This window comes from Streptomyces sp. NPDC101234, assembly GCF_044767525.1.
Taxonomy (GTDB): Bacteria; Actinomycetota; Actinomycetes; order Streptomycetales; family Streptomycetaceae; genus Streptomyces; species Streptomyces sasae.
Genome location: NZ_JBIWOA010000013.1, coordinates 252440 through 266049, shown reverse-complemented (window position 1 = coordinate 266049; position 13610 = coordinate 252440). Strand labels below are relative to the sequence as shown.

Genomic DNA, 13610 nt, shown 5'->3' with positions numbered 1-13610 from the left:
CCCTGCCGGCGCCGGTAAGCGAAACCCCCGTGCCCCAGCCCCCGCCCACCCGCACGCTTGAGAACCTGGCGCCCCCGTAGGGTGACTGGCATGACCGATGCCGTTCGTGTTCGTGGTCTCTGGAAGCGGTTCGGGCAGCAGGTTGCCGTCGCCGGTGTCGATCTGTCGCTGCCCGCCGGGAAGTTCGTCGGCCTTGTCGGGCCCAACGGAGCCGGGAAGACCACCACCCTCTCCATGGTGACCGGGCTGCTCCGGCCGGATCAGGGCAGCGTCGAGGTCGTCGGCCACGACGTCTGGCGGGACCCGGTCGCGGTGAAGGCCCGCATCGGCGTGCTCCCCGAAGGGCTACGGCTCTTCGAGCGCCTCTCCGGCCGTGAACTGCTCGGCTACTCGGGACGGCTGCGCGGCCTGCCCGGCACCGAGGTCGACAAGCGGGCCACCCAGCTTCTCGACGTACTCGATCTCGCCGGCGCCCAGCACAAACTCGTCGTCGACTACTCGACCGGCATGCGCAAGAAGATCGGGCTCGCGGCCGCTCTCCTCCACAACCCCGAAGTCCTCTTCCTGGACGAGCCGTTCGAGGGCGTCGACCCGGTGTCCGCGCAGACCATCAGGGGCGTGCTGGAGCGCTACACCGCCTCCGGGGCGACCGTCGTCTTCTCCTCGCACGTCATGGAACTCGTCGAGTCGCTGTGCGACTGGGTGGCGGTGATGGCGGCGGGACGCATCCGCGCGACGGGGACGCTGGAGGACGTGCGCGGGGCGCACACCACCCTCCAGGCGGCGTTCCTGGAACTGGTCGGGGCGAGCGGGCGGGACACGGCCTCGGATCTGGACTGGCTGGGCGGCGGGGCGCGATGACGGACGTGACCTCCACCGTCGTACGGCTGAAGCTGTCGCTGCTGCGGAACGGGCTGCGGCAGTCCGGTGGCCGGCGGGCCGCGTTCGTCGCGTCGGCGGTCGTCGCGCTGCTGTTCGGGGCACTGCAGCTGCTGGGTCTGGTCCTGCTGCGCGGCCACCCGCACGCGGATGCGGTGGCCGTGCTGGTGACGGCCGTACTGGCGCTGGGATGGGCGTTCATGCCGCTGTTCTTCCCGAGCGGCGACGAGACCCTGGACCCGACCCGCCTGGTGATGTTCCCACTGCGGCCCCGGCCGCTGGTACGGGCCCTCCTCGCCGCCTCGCTCGTCGGCATCGGCCCGCTGTTCACGCTGTTGCTGCTGGTGGGCTGTGCGGTGTCCGTGGCGCACGGGGCCGCCGGGTACGGCGTCGCGGTCGTCGCCGTCGTCCTCGCGCTGCTGGTCTGCGTGGCCCTCGCACGGGCGGTCGCCGCCGCCAACGTACGACTGCTGACCAGTCGCAAGGGACGAGACCTGGCCGTACTGAGCGGCCTTGTCATCGCCGTCGGGGCGCAGTTGGTCAACTTCGGGGCGCGGAGCCTGGGTTCGGCCGGGCTCGGGGAGCTCGCGCCGGTGGCCGACGTGGTGCGGTGGCTGCCGCCGGCTTCGGCGATCGCGGCGGTGCACTCGGCGAGCGAGGGGTCGTACGGCACGGCCGTCGCTCAGCTCGCCCTCTGCGCCGCCGCGTTGACGCTGCTCGTCGGTGCCTGGGCGCGGACGCTGACCCGGCTGATGACCGCGCCGGACGGCTCCACGCTCCAGGCGCCCGACTCGGCCGGCCGGGGCCCGGCGTCGAGTGACGGTCTGGGCCGGCTGCTCCCCTCCGGACGTACCGGTACGGTGATGATGCGCAGCCTCCGTTACGTCTGGCGCGACCCCAAGACCAAGGCCGCGTGGGTGACCTCGCTGGCCATCGGTCTGATCGTGCCCGTCTTCAACGCCCTGCAGGGCACCGGGTCGATCTACTTCGCGTGCTTCGCCGCCGGGATGCTCGGCATCCAGATGTACAACCAGTTCGGGCAGGACACGTCGGCCTTCTGGATGGTGGCCATGACCATCTCGTCCGCCCGCGACGCCTACGTCGAACTGCGCGGACGGGCGCTGGCCCTGCTGGTCATCACCCTGCCGTACGCGACGCTGGTGACCGTCCTGACCACGGCGATGCTGGGCGACTGGCCCCGGCTGCCCGAGGTGCTCGGCCTGTCCTTCGCGCTCCTCGGCGCGATGCTGGCGACCGGCGCCTGGACCTCGGCCCGCTTCCCCTACTCCATCCCCCAGGAGGGCCACCGGAACGTCGCGGCGGGCCAGACCGGCCTGGCCTGGATCGCGATCTTCGGCGGCATGGTCTCGGCGGCCCTGCTGTGCGCCCCCGTGATCGTCCTGACGATCGCCTTGAACGTGAGCGCGGAGGGCGGGGAATGGACCTGGGTGCTGCTGCCGGTGGGGGCGGCCTACGGGGCGGGCATCACATGGGCAGGCCTACACGCAGCGGCACCGCGCACGGCGGCCCACTTGCCGGAGATCCTTTCGGCTGTCAGCAAGGGGTGACTGCCGCGCCCCTTTCAGGGGCGCTGGGGGTACCCCCGGCCGAAGGCTGGGGGAGGAACTGCGCGAGCAACCACACACGACCCGCAGCCGCCGACGCACCTGATCCCCTGCCCAGTAGGCGCTGCTCACTCCCCCACCCGCTCAAGAAACGGCTCCACAGCCGCCCGCCAGGCCTCCGGCCGGTCATAGGGCAGCAGATGCCCGGCATCAGCCACCTCGGCGTACTCCCCCCGGGGCAGCACCCGGACCATCTCCTGCGCCTCCGCCCGTCCCAGCTCCCCGTCCACCCCACGCACGACCAGCGCGGGGCACTCCACCTGCGCCAGCTCCTCCCAGTGCGCGTCGTACACCCAGGTCTCCCGGGACTTCAGCATCCGGTCGGGGTCGAACACGGGCCGCCAGCCGTCGCCGCTCTCGTGCATCACCTCGGCGTAGAACTCCCCGCGCGCGGGGTTCGGCCGCTCCACCCAGGGATCGTCCTCGCCGAACCACTTGCGGACGTCGGCGAGCGTGGCGAAGGGAACGGGCCAGGACTTGAACCAGTCGGCCCACTCGCGCTGCGAGGCCGCGCCCAGCGCGGAGGCCCGCATATCGCAGATGATCACACCCCGGACCAGTTCGGGGCGCTTCGCGGCGAGCTGCCAGGCGGTCAGCGCGCCCATTGCGTGGCCGACGAGCACGGCCGGGGCGAGGCCCAGCTGCTCGACGGCGGCCGCGGCGTCCTCGACATACGCCTCACGGGTGTACGCGGCCTGCGGGGGCTTGTCGCTCTGGCCGTGGCCGCGCTGGTCGAGGGCGACGGCGCGGTACCGCTCGGAGAGCCAGCGGGCGGTGGACGCCCAGTGCGAGGCGCGGCCCATCAGGCCGTGCAGTAACAGCACGCCGGGGGACGAGTGGTCGGGGTCGGCACGGTCGGCGCCCGGCCGTGCTGGATCGTCCTTCTTGGGCGGGTCCGCGAACTCCCAGGCGGCGAGGTGTACGCCGCCGGCTCCTGTCACGTCGATGCGCCGTGCCATGGGCCTGGCACCCCCCTAGCTCCGCGTGCCTAGTGTCGCCTCGTATCGCTTCCTGGTGTTTCGGTACCGCTGCAGACTATCGAATACCTATTCGAAAATAGGGCTCCTGCGGGCAACACCCCTCGTTCGAGTGACCCCTGCTCAGGCATGATCGGCGCCGCCGGGGGGATTTGTTCTGCGGGGGGCGGACCGCTCGGGGAAAAACGGTCCGAGGGGATGACCCTGGGAGCTCGGGGCTCCGGGTCAGCGATGGGGAGGACAGGCCCCGGCACCGCAAGGTGCCGGGGCCAAACCCATGTCCGCCCCCGTGTCCATTTCCACGTCTTCGGCACATCCTCCCCGCCCCCTCAGGTCATATGCCTCTCGCGACAGCCTCGCACGCGAAACGTTCGAGCGCTGCGATTCGGCGCACTGAATCTTGGATTCGGCGCGTTCGACACACCGAGGCAGGACGCCGAAGAGGAACGTCAACTTCCCTGCATACAAAGGAAGTTGAACGCCACCGCGAGCTCAGCGCTTGGCGACGAACACATGGGAGGCGACGTCCGCCTCCAGCTCGGCCGCCTCACCACCGCTGCCCACCAGCACCCCGCCGGCCGACTCGGTCACGCTCACCACCGAACCGGGCTGCACGCCCGCCCGCCGCAGCGTGTACATCAACTGCGCATCGGTCTGGATGGGCTCCCCGATCCGGCGTACGACCACGGTCTTGCCGTCCGCACCCGGGTCCAGGTCGGCCAGCGACACCATGCCCTCGTCGAGGAACGGGTCCGCGCCGTCCTTCTCGCCCAGCTCCTCCAGGCCCGGGATCGGGTTGCCGTACGGCGACTCGGTCGGGTGACGCAGCAGCTCCAGCACCCGCCGCTCCACCGCCTCGCTCATCACGTGCTCCCAGCGGCACGCCTCGGCGTGCACCTGCTCCCACTCCAGGCCGATCACATCGACCAGCAGACACTCGGCGAGCCGGTGCTTGCGCATCACGCGCGTCGCCAGCCGGCGGCCCTCGTCGGTCAGCTCCAGATGGCGGTCGCTGGCGACGGACACCAGCCCGTCCCGCTCCATCCGCGCCACCGTCTGGCTCACCGTCGGCCCACTCTGGTCGAGCCGCTCCGCGATACGGGCGCGCATGGGCACCACGCCTTCCTCTTCAAGCTCGAGGATGGTGCGGAGATACATCTCCGTGGTGTCGATCAGTCCGGACATACGTGCCCCTCGATTACCTCTGCCGGAAGCCCGGCCGCGTGCGCTGGCCCTGCAACCAATTCTGCCGGATCCCACCGACAACCGGGCCGCACCGACAAAAGGGAGCCTCAAGAGGGCAGCCGAAGTGCGGTACGCGTGCGGCCGGCGTGCGGCCATATTGACACCATGCTGGTCCAGACCTGAGGGTGATCCGCGACGCAGACGCTGACACAAGCGCTGCCGCTGACGCTGCGAAGGGGCAACGCATGAGCGACGGCACGCCCGCCGACCTGTTCTTCGACGCCGCCATCGGCCTCCTGCAACGGGTCCGTGACGAGGAGGCCGAGGCCATCGCCGTCGCCGGCACCCTCCTCGCCGACACCGTCACGGCCGGCGGCCGGCTGTTCGCCTTCGGCGCCGGCCACTCCTCACTCGCCGCCCAGGACGTCGTCTACCGCGCCGGCGGCCTCGCCCTCATGAACCTGCTCGCCGTCCCCGGTCTCGTCGGCGTCGACGTCATGCCCGCCACCCTCGGCTCCCGCCTCGAACGCGTCGACGGACTCGCCACCGCGGTCCTCGACACCTCACCCCTGCGCACCGGCGACGCCCTCGTGATCATCTCCCTCTCCGGCCGCAACGCCATGCCCGTGGAGATGGCCATCGGCGCCCGCGAACGCGGTGCCAAGGTCATCGGCGTGACCTCCGTGGCCTACGCCACGCAGACCGCCTCCCGGCACTCCTCCGGCACCTACCTCAAGGACCACTGCGACGTCGTCCTCGACTCGAAGATCGCCGTCGGGGACGCGGAACTCACCCTCGACACCATCCCGGCGCCCTTCGCACCCGCCTCCACGGTCGTCACCAGCGCCCTGCTCCAGGCGGTCCTGGCCACCACCGCGGCCACCCTCGCCGACCGCGGCGTCGAACCCCCGCTGCTGCGCTCCGGCAACGTCGACGGCGGCCACGAATGGAACGCCCGTGTGTTCGAGGAGTACCGGGACCGCATCTTCTACCAGCACTAGTGCGACGCTAGTGCTCTCTCAGGAGCCCCGTCAGATCCAGCGCCGTCGCGATACGCACGGCCACGTCCTCCGCGTACGTCGCGTCCACCCGCTCGAAGCGGCTCCGGCCCGCCCCGCGCAGGAACGTCACCACGCCGAACGTCCGCCCCCGGCTGCGCAGCACCGCGCACATCGCGTGCACCGCGTCGCCGGGCCACTGCCGGTCCAGCGCCCACGCCCGCGCCCGGTCCGGCGGCACCGACCCGGCGTCCGCCCGCACACTCCCGGCCCGCTCCACACACTGCAGCGCCGGATGCCCCTCCTCGTAGCGCACCGGCAGCCCCGCCGCGCCCGTCAGCAGGCTCGGCCCCGGCGCACCGGCGGGCGTGGCCGCGATCCGCACCAGCCGCACCGGCCCGACATCGCCGTCACCCCGGGAACCGCCCACCACCCGGTCGATCACCGCATGATCGGCGAACCCCGCCAACGCGAAGTCCAGATGGACCGTCGCGGCCTCCGCCGGATCCTCGCACTCGGCGGCGGCACGGGCGGCGCGATGCAGCTGGTTGACACGGAAGCGCAGCACAGCCGCCTCCTGCTCGCCCTGCTTGGCCTCCGTGACGTCCTGGAACAGCCAGCCGACCCCGAGCGGCACCGGCTCCTCCGCGAGCGGCGACGCCAGCCGCACGAACCCCGACCGCCAGCACCGGCGCTGCTCGCCCTCCGCCGTCCGTACGCTCACCCACATCTCCGCCGGCGCGGGCGGCGCACCCTCCGCCAGCACATGCGTGAGCGCACCCTCCAGGTCCTCCACGCCCACCGCGAGCAACTCGCCCAGCGGCCGCCCCAGCGCCGCCGTACGCCCGATACCGAGCGCCCGGGCCGCGTGCGCGTTCACCACGGCGGGCCGCAGATCCGCGTCCACGAGTACGACACCCCAGGCCGCGTCCTCGAACAGCGCCTCGCTCAGCGCGATCGACCGCTCCAGGTCTATCTGCGCGTGCACCTCGCTGAACGCGCAGTACACACCCGCCGGCTTCCCGTCCGGACCGCGCACCGCGGCCGACTGCGTCCGTACGAGCACCCGCCCGCCGTTCTTCGTGAGCAGCGCGAACTCGTGCACCTGCCGCCCGGACGCATGCATGGCGGCCATCAGCCGCCCCTCGATCTCCTCGGCGTCCGCCTCGCGCACCGCCCACCCGGCGAACCCGCGCCGCCCCACCGCCTCGGCCGCCGTCCACCCGAGGATCCGCTCGGCCTCACGGTTCCAGTGGGTGACGAAACCGTCCGCGTCGAAGGCGCACAGAGCCGCGTCCATGCCGTCGAGGAGCGCGGCGAGCAGATCGGACCCGCCCGAGTCCTCCGGAGCATCCCGCTCCGGTTCCGGCTCGGGCCCGTCGGGCCCCAGCTCGTCCGTGGCCCCACTACGCCGGGAAGCACTCACCTGGACCCCCATCAGGCTGCGTCCGCACGCACGGCGCGTCGGTTCACTCACTGCCCTTCATTCAACTCGAACGTGACGCAGCCCACACTGTGTTCCCACAAGATTGAAGGAATCGTTGCAAGCGGTCGTTCACAATCCCAGCCGCAGACCCGTCACGCGCCGTCTCCCGGCGCCCGCCGCGCGTACACCTCGATCTCGATCTTCATGCGAGGATCCGCCAGCCCGCACACCATCATCGTCGCGGCCGGCCGCACCTCCCCGAACACCCGCCGCAGCACCGGCCAGCACGGCTCGAAGTCCTCCCGCACGGGCAGCAGATACCGCACCCGCACCACATCCCCGAACCCACACCCCGCCTCGGCCAGCGCGTCCCCGATGTTCCGCAGACACTGCTCGGCCTGCTCCACCACGTCCTCGGAAATGGTCATCGCCGCATAGTCGAACCCCGTCGTCCCCGACACATGCACCCAGTCCCCGTCCACCACCGCCCGCGCATACCCGATCTCCTCCTCGAACACGGACCCACTGAGAATCACCCGGCGCTTTGTCATGCCCCGAACGCTAGGGGGTCCCGGAAATGGATCAAGGGGCACAGGAGAGTGCCCTGAAGAGCCGTACGCTGCACCTGCATGACGGATCTCGACACTCAGATCGCGTACTGGGACGGCATCGGGGCCACGAAGACGTTCACCATCCGCTGAACGCCACCTGGATGGCGGGAGTGAGCCGGACCGCCCGGGTCCTGGACTACGGCTGCGGATACGGACGCACCATGGCCGAACTGAGCGACCACGGCTTCTCCGATGTGTCCGGCGCGGACCTGTCACCATGAGCAACCGCACCGCCACCGGCCTCGGTAAGACGCACGCCCTCGACGCGCTGTCCGTCGGACACCTCGATCACGAGGGCGGAGACGCGATCGTACGATTCCCCGAACGGGTCCTGGTCGCGAAGGCCACCGGACGCGGCTCGTACGTCCGCACCACACCCGCCCGGTACGGCTTCCCGCGACTGCGGCGCTCCCGCACCAAGCAGCACTTCGGGTACGTCACCGGGGACCTCGTCCGTGCCGTCGTCCCCTCTGGCAAGTGGGCGGGTACCTGGACCGGGCGTGTTTCCGTCCGGGCCAGGGGGCAGCACAGCCTCACCACGCCCCAAGGCCGTCTCAACGTTTCGCACTGGAATCTGCGGCTTCTGCAGCGGGGCGACGGGTACGGCTACAGCGCCCAACGAGAAGCGCCTCCGCAAACACCTCCGAAAAACAGTTGAGTCCTTCCCCGCAGCTTCTTAGGGTGGCGGTTACGTAGGAAAGGAGGTGATCGGGTAAATGAGTGAAACCCGGACGCGCGAGGTGGCTGCGGGCTAACGGCTCGCCACCACACGATGTGCGGTGCCGGACCGGCGTGCGCCAGACGCATGCAGCCGGCCAATCCAACGCAGTCACCCGACCCGCGAGCTCGCCGGTACGTCCGGCCGGCTCCTTCGCCCAGGCGGAGGGACCCGAGCTCGCGGGTCGTCTGCGTTTGTGGGGGCTGTCAGGGGCTGAGGCGTTCCACGTGCCAGCTGCCGTCGGGGTCGGCGACGTAGCGGAGGCGGTCGTGGAGGCGGTTCTGGCGGCCCTGCCAGAACTCGACGGTCTGGGGGGCGATGCGGAAGCCGCCCCAGTGCGGAGGCACCGGGACCTGTTCGCCCTCGGGGTAGCGGGCGTTGAGCTCGGCGTAGGCCGCGTCGAGTTCGGCGCGGGAGTAGATGACCGTGGACTGGGTGCTGGCCCAGGCGCCGAGCTGGGAGCCGTGCGGGCGGGTGCGGAAGTACGCGGCGGTCTCGTCGCGGCCGGTGCGGCGGGCGGTGCCGGTGACGACGACCTGGCGGCCGATGGGGTGCCAGGGGAAGAGCACCGAGACATACGGGTTCGCGGCGAGGTCCCGGGCCTTGCGGGAGTCGTAGTTGGTGTAGAAGACGAAGCCCTGGGTGTCGTACTGCTTCATCAGGACCGTGCGTGAGCTGGGGCGGCCCTCGGCATCGGCGGTGGAGACGACCATCGCGTTGGGTTCGTAGATCATGCCGTCGGCGGCCGCCCGCGCTGCCTCTTCGAACCAGCGGGTGAACTGGTCCATGGGGTGTGCGGCCAGTTCGTGCTCGTCGAAGCCCTCGGCCCGGTAGTGCTCGCGCATCGCGGCGGGGTCGAGGATGGGTTCGTCGGAGGTGGCGGCGTCGCGGTCGGTCACGCGGTCATCTTGCCGTATCGCTCTGTGCGGCACCGGAGTGCGGCATCGGGTGTGGCACTGAGTGCCGCTGGGCTCCCCAACCATGGCACTCGGAGTTATGGTGCTGTTGCCTCCGCCTACACCCATGAGGAGCCGCCCCATGTCCGACTTCGTACCCGGGCTCGAAGGAGTCGTCGCGTTCGAGACGGAGATCGCCGAACCGGACAAGGAGGGGGGCGCCCTGCGGTACCGGGGCGTCGACATCGAGGATCTGGTCGGCCACGTCTCGTTCGGGAACGTGTGGGGGCTGCTCGTCGACGGGGCCTTCAATCCCGGGCTGCCGCCGGCCGAGCCGTTCCCGATCCCCGTCCATTCGGGTGACATCCGGGTGGACGTCCAGTCCGCGCTCGCCATGCTCGCCCCGGTGTGGGGGCTGAAACCGCTGCTCGACATCGACGCGGCCCAGGCCCGGGAGGACCTGGCGCGGGCCGCGGTCATGGCGCTGTCGTACGTCGCCCAGTCCGCGCGCGGGCAGGGGCTGCCGATGGTGCCGCAGCAGGAGATCGACAAGGCGCACTCGGTGGTCGAACGGTTCATGATCCGGTGGCGGGGGGAGCCGGATCCGAAGCATGTCGCCGCCGTGGACGCGTACTGGACCTCTGCCGCCGAGCACGGCATGAACGCATCGACGTTCACGGCCCGGGTCATCGCCTCCACCGGTGCGGATGTCGCCGCCGCGCTGTCGGGTGCGGTGGGGGCCATGTCGGGGCCGCTGCACGGGGGTGCGCCGTCCCGGGTGCTCGGGATGATCGAGGAGATCGAGCGGACCGGGGACGCGGTCGGGTACGTCAAGCAGGCCCTGGACCGGGGTGAGCGGCTGATGGGGTTCGGGCACCGGGTGTACCGGGCCGAGGATCCGCGGGCACGGGTGCTGCGGCGTACTGCGCGGGAGCTGGGGGCGCCGCGGTTCGAGATCGCGGAGGCGCTGGAGAAGGCGGCGCTGGAGGAGCTCCACAACCGTCGGCCGGATCGTGTGCTCGCCACCAACGTGGAGTTCTGGGCCGCGATCATGCTGGACTTCGCGGAGGTGCCGGCGCACATGTTCACGTCGATGTTCACGTGTGCGAGGACCGCCGGGTGGTCGGCGCACATTCTTGAGCAGAAGCGGACGGGGCGGTTGGTTCGCCCTTCGGCGGAGTATGTGGGGCCGGGGACCAGGAGTCCTCAGGACATCGAAGGGTATGCGGATATCGCCCACTGAGAAGGGTGGCTGAGCAACATCGGCGACTGCGGGTGGTGTGTGGCTGGTCGCGCAGTTCCCCGCGCCCCTGAAAAGGGGGCCGTTCGGGCCCTGCTTTTCAGCCCAGGGTCTCGTCCAGTAGCAGCGCCCACTGCGCCACCACCCGCTCCCGCCTCCCCCTGTCGTCCGTCAACAGGTTGGCCAGGCCCAGGCCTCTTGCCATGTCCAGGAGGCCTTGGACTGTCTCTCGGGCGCCTGGGCGGGTCTCGTCGGCGTCCAGGAGGTCCACGGCGATGCGGTGGGTCTCGCGGCCGACCCGGGCTTCCAGTTCGGTGACCCGGGGGCGGAGCTGGTCCTCGTTGGAGGCGGCCACCCAGAGGTGGAGGGCGGCGCGGAAGAGGGGGCCGGTGTAGAGGTCGACCAGGGCCGAGACGACGGCCCGGCGGTCGTCGCCCGCGCCCTGCGGGAACAGGGCGCGCAGGGCCGTGGAGCGTTCCTCGGCGACGTATTCGACGGCCGCGGTGAAGAGGTCCTCGCGGGTCGGGAAGTGGTGCTGGGCGGCGCCCCTGGAGACGCCGGCGCGTTCGGCGACGACGGCGACCGTGGAGCCCGCCCAGCCGTGTTCCGCGAGGCAGGCCACGGCGGCTTCCAGGAGCCGTTGCCGGGTGGCCCGGCTGCGGTCCTGCTTCGGGGCGCGTTCCGCCGTGCTCATACCCGTGTTCACACCACCCACGCCGCATCCCGTCGTTCGAGGAAGGCCGTCATCCCCTCGCGGGCCTGGTCGGAGGAGAACAGCCGGGCCGAGAGCGCGGTGAGGTGGGCCGCGTCCCGGTCGAATGTCTCCAGCACCCTAGCTGTGAGCAGCTGTTTCGTCTCGGCCAGGGCCTGGGGCGAGGAACGGCGGATGCCGTCGAGGATGGGTGAGAGGGCGCTGTCCACATCGTCGGCCGTCGTGGTGAGCAGGCCCAGGTGGACGGCTTCGGCGGGGGTGAAGCGTTCGCCGGTGAGGTAGTAGCGGGCGAGGGCGCGGGGGTCGGTGCGCGGGAGGAGGGGGAGGGAGATCACCGCGGGGGCGACTCCGATCCGCACCTCCGTGAAGGCGAAGGTGGACTCGGTGGAGGCGGCGGCGATGTCGCAGGCGGCGAGGAGGCCGAGGCCGCCCGCGCGGACGTGGCCGGTGACGCGGGCGACGACCGGCTTGGGCAGTTCGACGATCTGGCGCAGGAGCTGGACGAGGGCGTCGGGATGGGGCGGGTCGCGCAGGTCGGCGCCGGCGCTGAAGGTCGTACCGGTGTGGGTGAGGACGACCGCGCGGACGTCGGGGTCCTTGGCACAGTCGGTGAGGGCCTCGGCGAGTTCGGTGACGAGGGCGGCGGACAGGGCGTTGCGGGTGTCGGCGGAGTCGAGGCTGAGGGTGGTGACGGCTCGCTCGCGGGTGTGTCCGATCAACGTCATGGGCCCTCCTCGGGTTCCCCGGTCTTGGCGAGTTCGCGCAGTTCGCGGCGGAGTATCTTCCCGGAGGCCGCGCGGGGGACCCCGGCGATGAAGGTGACCTTGCGGACGCGCTTGTAGGGTGCGACGCGTTCGGCGACGTAGAGCATGGTCTCGTTCTCGGTGAGCTCGGCGGTGTCGTCGGCGGTGGACCGGCGGACGACGAAGGCGTGCGGGATCTCGTTGCCGTCCTCGTTGTAGGCGCCGATGACCGCGGCGTCGGCGATGCCCGGGTGGGTGAGCAGGAGTGCCTCCAGTTCGGCGGGGGCCACCTGGAAGCCCTTGTACTTGATGAGTTCCTTGACGCGGTCGACGACGAAGAGCCAGCCGTCGGCGTCGACATGGCCGACGTCCCCGGTGTGCAGCCAGCCGTCGGGGTCGATCATGTCGGCGGTGGCCTCGGGTTTGCCGAGGTAGCCCTTCATGACCTGGGGGCCGCGGATGGCGATCTCGCCGGGCTCACCGACGCCGACGTCCTTGTGCGGGTCGTCGAGCGACACGATCCGCATCTCGGTGCCTGCGATGAGCTTGCCGACCGTGCCGGGCGGTGCCTGGTCGAGGGCGTCGAGGGGCACGATGTGGGTGCCGGGCGAGAGTTCCGTCATGCCGTAACCCTGCGCGACGGGCGGCAGGCCCAGGCGCTGTCCGCCGGCCGTGGCGAGCTGGGCGTCCAGGGGCGCGGCGGCGCTCATGACGTACTTCAGGGAGGACAGGTCGTACTGCTCGACCAGCGGGTGCTTGGCGAGGGCGAGGACGATCGGCGGGGCGACCCACAGGCCGGTGATGCGATGGGTCTGGATCGCCTTGAGGAAGGTCTCCAGCTCGAAGCGGGGCAGTACGACGACGGTGGCGCCCTTGCGCAGGGGCGCGTTCATGAGCGCGGTGAGGCCGTAGATGTGGAAGAACGGCAGGACGGCGAGGATGCGGTCGCCTGGGCCGGAGGGGACGGAGACGTCCAGTTGGGCGAGGTTGGTGGCGATCTGCCGGTGGGTGAGCATCACGCCCTTGGGGACGCCGGTGGTGCCGGAGGAGTACGGCAGCGCGGCGACGTCCTCGGCCGGGTCGATGTCGACCTTCGGCTCGGGGGCGGTGGAGCCGAGCATGTCGAGCAGGCTCCGGTGTCCGGTCGCGCTGTCGCAGACGAATATCTCCTCGACGCCGCCCGCGAGTTCGGCGGCCCGGCGGGCGGTCTGCAGGAGCGGTGAGACGGTGACGATCCAGCGGGCCGCGGAGTCCTTCAGCTGCTTGGCGAACTCCTCGGGCGTGGCGAGCGGGTGCACGGTGGTGACGGAGGCGCCCGCGCGCGTGGCCGCGTAGAACGCCGTCGGGAAGGCGACCGTGTTCGGGCTGTGCAGGGCGAGGACGTCTCCCTTGCGGACGCCCGCGTCGGCGAACGCGGCGGCGATCCGCCGGTGGAACCGGTCCAGTTGTGCGTAGGTGAGGGTGGTGCCGTCGGTGCCGTCGATCAGGGCGGGCGTGTCGCCGAACTCGGCGGCCCGGCCCAGCACCGCCTCGTGGATGGGGAGTTCTACGGGCGGGACGTCTGCGTACGCGCTGCGGAACACGATTCCTCCAAGGCGGC

At 71.2% G+C, this 13610-nt stretch carries 13 protein-coding genes; 5 read left to right on the top strand and 8 right to left on the bottom strand.

The features are described 5' to 3' along the window. The first annotated feature begins 90 nt into the window (after nt 1-90). A complete protein-coding gene (locus ACIRR9_RS24955; RefSeq protein WP_123976151.1) occupies nt 91-861 on the top strand; it encodes an ABC transporter ATP-binding protein in 771 nt (256 codons plus the stop codon). Further along, nucleotides 858-2447 (top strand): transporter, encoded by a 1590-nt coding sequence (locus ACIRR9_RS24950; protein WP_403755653.1) that lies wholly within the window; start codon nt 858-860, stop codon nt 2445-2447. The genes ACIRR9_RS24955 and ACIRR9_RS24950 overlap by 4 nt, the downstream gene beginning before the upstream one ends. 125 nt (nt 2448-2572) lie before the next feature. Here ACIRR9_RS24950 and ACIRR9_RS24945 read toward each other — a convergent pair whose 3' ends face one another. Together ACIRR9_RS24945 and ACIRR9_RS24940 are read right to left on the bottom strand one after the other, a co-directional pair. Continuing rightward, on the bottom strand, nt 2573-3463 hold the full coding sequence (locus tag ACIRR9_RS24945; protein WP_403755650.1) for an alpha/beta fold hydrolase: 891 nt from the start codon (nt 3461-3463) through the stop codon (nt 2573-2575). Between the two features lie 510 nt (nt 3464-3973). Continuing rightward, on the bottom strand, nt 3974-4666 hold the full coding sequence (locus ACIRR9_RS24940) for a metal-dependent transcriptional regulator (protein WP_123976148.1): 693 nt from the start codon (nt 4664-4666) through the stop codon (nt 3974-3976). 245 nt (nt 4667-4911) lie between these two features. Between ACIRR9_RS24940 and ACIRR9_RS24935 the strand changes: the two genes are divergently transcribed. After that, nucleotides 4912-5667 carry an SIS domain-containing protein gene (locus ACIRR9_RS24935; RefSeq protein ID WP_403755647.1) on the top strand — a complete coding sequence of 252 codons (756 nt, stop codon included), beginning with the start codon at nt 4912-4914 and terminating at the stop codon, nt 5665-5667. 7 nt (nt 5668-5674) lie between these two features. Here the strand turns inward: ACIRR9_RS24935 and ACIRR9_RS24930 are convergent, their stop codons facing one another. Continuing rightward, nucleotides 5675-7090: a PAS domain-containing protein gene (locus ACIRR9_RS24930; RefSeq protein ID WP_403755644.1), complete on the bottom strand. Its 1416-nt coding sequence runs from the start codon at nt 7088-7090 to the stop codon at nt 5675-5677. Between the two features lie 152 nt (nt 7091-7242). Next, nucleotides 7243-7641 carry a RidA family protein gene (locus ACIRR9_RS24925; RefSeq protein WP_403755641.1) on the bottom strand — a complete coding sequence of 133 codons (399 nt, stop codon included), beginning with the start codon at nt 7639-7641 and terminating at the stop codon, nt 7243-7245. A 277-nt stretch (nt 7642-7918) separates the two neighbouring features. Here ACIRR9_RS24925 and ACIRR9_RS24920 point away from each other — a divergent pair, with 277 nt between their 5' ends. Next, nucleotides 7919-8359 carry a hypothetical protein gene (locus ACIRR9_RS24920; protein WP_403755638.1) on the top strand — a complete coding sequence of 147 codons (441 nt, stop codon included), beginning with the start codon at nt 7919-7921 and terminating at the stop codon, nt 8357-8359. Nucleotides 8360-8625: 266 nt separating this feature from the next. Here the strand turns inward: ACIRR9_RS24920 and pdxH are convergent, their stop codons facing one another. After that, nucleotides 8626-9318 carry a pyridoxamine 5'-phosphate oxidase gene (gene pdxH / locus ACIRR9_RS24915; RefSeq protein ID WP_403755636.1) on the bottom strand — a complete coding sequence of 231 codons (693 nt, stop codon included), beginning with the start codon at nt 9316-9318 and terminating at the stop codon, nt 8626-8628. Nucleotides 9319-9457: 139 nt separating this feature from the next. Here pdxH and ACIRR9_RS24910 point away from each other — a divergent pair, with 139 nt between their 5' ends. Continuing rightward, nucleotides 9458-10558 carry a citrate synthase 2 gene (locus ACIRR9_RS24910; RefSeq protein WP_403755633.1) on the top strand — a complete coding sequence of 367 codons (1101 nt, stop codon included), beginning with the start codon at nt 9458-9460 and terminating at the stop codon, nt 10556-10558. A 97-nt stretch (nt 10559-10655) separates the two neighbouring features. On the opposite strand, the gene ACIRR9_RS24905 is transcribed toward ACIRR9_RS24910, so the two are convergent. The 3 genes from ACIRR9_RS24905 to ACIRR9_RS24895 are packed head-to-tail and all read right to left on the bottom strand — an operon-like array spanning nt 10656 to nt 13593. Continuing rightward, nucleotides 10656-11249, bottom strand: a complete 594-nt coding sequence (locus ACIRR9_RS24905; protein WP_403755630.1) for a TetR/AcrR family transcriptional regulator — start codon at nt 11247-11249, stop codon at nt 10656-10658. An 8-nt stretch (nt 11250-11257) separates the two neighbouring features. Then, nucleotides 11258-11992, bottom strand: coding sequence for an enoyl-CoA hydratase family protein (locus tag ACIRR9_RS24900; RefSeq protein ID WP_403755628.1), 735 nt, complete (start codon nt 11990-11992; stop codon nt 11258-11260). After that, a complete protein-coding gene (locus tag ACIRR9_RS24895) occupies nt 11989-13593 on the bottom strand; it encodes a 4-coumarate--CoA ligase family protein (RefSeq protein ID WP_403755626.1) in 1605 nt (534 codons plus the stop codon). Before ACIRR9_RS24895 ends, ACIRR9_RS24900 begins: the two co-directional genes overlap by 4 nt. Nucleotides 13594-13610 lie beyond the last annotated feature (17 nt).

Coding starts and splice junctions, on each gene's coding strand:
- ACIRR9_RS24910 (WP_403755633.1), top strand. CDS start 9,458: ATGTCCGACTTCGTACCCGGGCTCGAAGGAGTCGTCGCGTTCGAGACG.
- ACIRR9_RS24920 (WP_403755638.1), top strand. CDS start 7,919: ATGAGCAACCGCACCGCCACCGGCCTCGGTAAGACGCACGCCCTCGAC.
- ACIRR9_RS24925 (WP_403755641.1), bottom strand. CDS start 7,641: ATGACAAAGCGCCGGGTGATTCTCAGTGGGTCCGTGTTCGAGGAGGAG.
- ACIRR9_RS24955 (WP_123976151.1), top strand. CDS start 91: ATGACCGATGCCGTTCGTGTTCGTGGTCTCTGGAAGCGGTTCGGGCAG.
- ACIRR9_RS24945 (WP_403755650.1), bottom strand. CDS start 3,463: ATGGCACGGCGCATCGACGTGACAGGAGCCGGCGGCGTACACCTCGCC.
- ACIRR9_RS24940 (WP_123976148.1), bottom strand. CDS start 4,666: ATGTCCGGACTGATCGACACCACGGAGATGTATCTCCGCACCATCCTC.
- ACIRR9_RS24935 (WP_403755647.1), top strand. CDS start 4,912: ATGAGCGACGGCACGCCCGCCGACCTGTTCTTCGACGCCGCCATCGGC.
- ACIRR9_RS24950 (WP_403755653.1), top strand. CDS start 858: ATGACGGACGTGACCTCCACCGTCGTACGGCTGAAGCTGTCGCTGCTG.
- ACIRR9_RS24900 (WP_403755628.1), bottom strand. CDS start 11,992: ATGACGTTGATCGGACACACCCGCGAGCGAGCCGTCACCACCCTCAGC.
- ACIRR9_RS24905 (WP_403755630.1), bottom strand. CDS start 11,249: ATGAGCACGGCGGAACGCGCCCCGAAGCAGGACCGCAGCCGGGCCACC.